Here is a 3,087-nt window from a genome sequence, read left to right as displayed (position 1 = left end):
GACGGCGCGATCGCCGCGACGCACGGCAATGGCGCCGGGGCGCCGGGCTGCTTGGCGGGCGATGGCGACGTGTACCGGCTCCGCAGTAGAGAACCGCCTGTTGGGCGTGTTCCAGTCACGCCATTGACCTTGCTCGTCGATATCGAGAAGGTTCAACTCTCCGATACGAACCTCAGGCCGAGCGACGACCTGCTGCAACACAGCGACGAAATGCCGCTGTAGACGCTCAACCGTATCGTGCTCGAACAGATCGGCCGCATAGCCGAATACGCCATGAAGGAGGCCCTGTTCGTCCTCCTGCGTATCGAGTGCGAGATCGACCTTGGCCGCGTTGGCGGTTCGCTCGACCTTCTCCAGCACCAGACCTGGCAGGCGATCCAGCGCACGCAGATCGCGCCGCTGGTGGTTCAGCATGACCTGGAACAACGGGTTGTGCGCCAGGTTGCGCTCGGGCTGCAAGGCCTCGACCAGTTGCTCGAACGGCAGCTCCTGATGCGCCTGCGCTTGCAGTACCGATTCGCGAGCGTGGGCCAATACCGCGTCGAACGCCATGCTGCCGTCGATTTCGGTGCGCAGCACCTGCGTATTGACGAAGAAGCCGACCACACCCTCGGTCTCGAACCGGTTTCGATTGGCCACCGGCACGCCGACGCGCAGGTCGCGCTGTCCGGTGTAGCGGTAGAGCAGGACCTGGAAGGCCGCCAGCAGTACGGTAAAGAGGGTGGTATCGGCGTTGCGGGCGACGGTACGGAGCTTCGCCGAGAGCTCGGCATCGAGCGAGAACGAAACGGCGCCACCACGATGGGTTGGGACCGCCGGACGCGGCCGATCTGTCGGCAGCTCCAGCACGACGGTGCCATCGTCTGCCAGATGCGACTTCCAGTAGCGCAGTTGCCGCTCCAGCTCGCCGGCCTCGAGCCACTGCTTCTGCCAGGCCGCGTAGTCGGCGTACTGGATCGGCAGTGGCGCCAAGGGCGCGGGCCGGCCGCTGACGAAGCCTGCATAGAGCCGGGCGAACTCGTCGATGATCACGTTCATGGACCAGCCGTCGGAGACGATATGGTGCATCGTGACCAGCAGGATGTGGTTGTCGTCGGCCAATTGCAGCAGACGGACGCGCAGCAGCGGTCCCTGTTCGAGGTCGAACGGGGCCTGGGCTTCGGCGTCGACCATCGATTGCACAGCAGCGTCACGCTGCGCCGGATCGATGTCGCGCAGATCGCTGACGGCGATCGGCAGGGAAGCGGGCGGATGGATGCGCTGTACCGCCTGCTCCCCATCCTGATGGAAGGTGGTGCGCAGGCTCTCATGCCGCTCCACCAGTGCATCGAAGGTCCGCTGCAGGGCGCCATCATCCACCTGGCCACGCAGACGCAGCATGCCGGCGAGGTGATAGGCGCTGCCGGCAGGGTCCAGCTTCCACAGGAACCACATCCGCTGTTGTGCAGCGGACAGCGGCAGATCGCTGGTGGCCGGTCGCCAGTCCGGCGTGATCGGAAGGACCGACAGCGAGATGCCCTGCTGGCCCAGCCGCTCCAGCAAAATCTTCCGCTTCTCCGGCGGAAGGCCGACGAAACGCCGGATCAGTTCCCGGCTCGCTTGCTGATCGTTCATTGGATTAGGAAGTCTCGAGGTCGGCCATCAGGTCGTCGATGGTCTGCAATTGGCTGGCGACGTTGACCGTAGCGCCGGTCGCTTGTTGCTGGGCGATGTAGTCGGCCAGGTCGGCCACGGTGGGCAGCGACATCGCCTGGCGCAGCGTCAGCGTGTTGCCGAACTCGCGATGCAGCCGGGATACGAGTTGCGTCAGCAGCAGGGAGTGGCCGCCGAGCTCAAAGAAGTCATCGTGTATGCCGACGCGCTCGACGCCGAGTACTTCCTGCCAGATCGTTGCCAACAAGCCCTCGATGGAGTTGCGCGGCGCCACGTAGACCTGGGTTTCCCATACCGGCTCGGGTAGCGCGCGGCGGTCGAGCTTGCCGTTGGACGTGACCGGCAACTGGTTCAGCGGCACGATCTGCGCCGGCACCATATAGGGCGGCAGGCAGCCTTCCAGATAGGTTCTCAACGTGGCCCCGATGCCGGGCTGGTCTTCGACCGGAACGGCATAAGCCACCAGCTGCTTTCCACTCGGGCCATCGTGGGCGACGACCACCGCTTCCCGCACGGTTGCGTGCGCGCGCAGACGAGCCTCGATCTCGCCCAGTTCGATGCGATAGCCCCGGATCTTGACCTGATGGTCGAGCCGGCCGACGTATTCGATGCTGCCGTCGCGGCGACGGCGGACTAGATCGCCGGTGCGGTACATCCGTGCGCCAGAGGCGAACGGATCCGGTACGAAGCGCTCGGCGGTCAGTCCCGGTTTGCCGACATAGCCGCGCGCGAGGCCGAGGCCGCCGATATACAGCTCACCGGCCACGCCAACCGGCACCGGGTTGAGGTCGGCATCGATCACATAAGCCATGCGGTCGCCCACCGGTCTGCCGATCGGCACATAGGCGCTGGGACAATCGTTGTCGTGCTGTCCGACCCAGGCCAATGGGGTGACGACGGCCTCGGTCGGCCCATAGCCATTGATCAGCGTGCCGGCCTGGAACTTCTGCTTGATGCGGGCAAAGGCCTCGCGCGACATCGCTTCGCCGCCAAAGGACAGCAGGCGCAGCGGCACCGGTTCGGTCGTCGCCTCGGCAAGCCGTTGCAAGTAGGCCGGGGGGAAACCGGCGTTGGTGACCCCTTCGCGGGTGATCGCTTCGAGCGTCTGCTCGGCGCTCCACAGGGTGTCGTCGCGCAGCACCAGCTGGGCGCCGGCGATCAGTGGTACCAGCCAGCGTTCGTGCGCGCCGTCGAAGTTGAACGACAGGAAGTGAAGCTCGCGGTCATCCGGTCCCATGCCGTACTGCTCGACGGTGGCGTGGCAGTGCATGGACAAGGGACCGTGTTCGACGGCGACGCCCTTGGGCGTGCCGGTCGAGCCGGAGGTGTAGATCAGGTAGGCCAGCTGGCGCGGATCGACAGTGGGCAACTGCACCGCTTCCGGCTCGCCAACGTCCTCCATGACCATAGTTGGCAGGCTGGTATCGATCCAGT

Annotated in this window: 2 protein-coding genes; both read right to left on the bottom strand. The window is 65.5% G+C overall.

The features are described 5' to 3' along the window. On the bottom strand, positions 1 to 1,614 hold a 1,614-nt coding region (locus B551_RS15725), incomplete at its 3' end, for a condensation domain-containing protein (protein ID WP_023264492.1). A gap of 4 nt (positions 1,615 to 1,618) precedes the next feature. Continuing rightward, the coding region (locus B551_RS15720) for an amino acid adenylation domain-containing protein (RefSeq protein ID WP_043440148.1) at positions 1,619 to 3,087 on the bottom strand (1,469 nt) is incomplete at its 5' end.

The sequence above is a fragment of the Cupriavidus sp. HPC(L) genome, from assembly GCF_000307735.3.
In the GTDB taxonomy this organism is placed as follows: domain Bacteria; phylum Pseudomonadota; class Gammaproteobacteria; order Burkholderiales; family Burkholderiaceae; genus Cupriavidus.
This window is presented reverse-complemented; position numbering and strand designations above follow the sequence as displayed.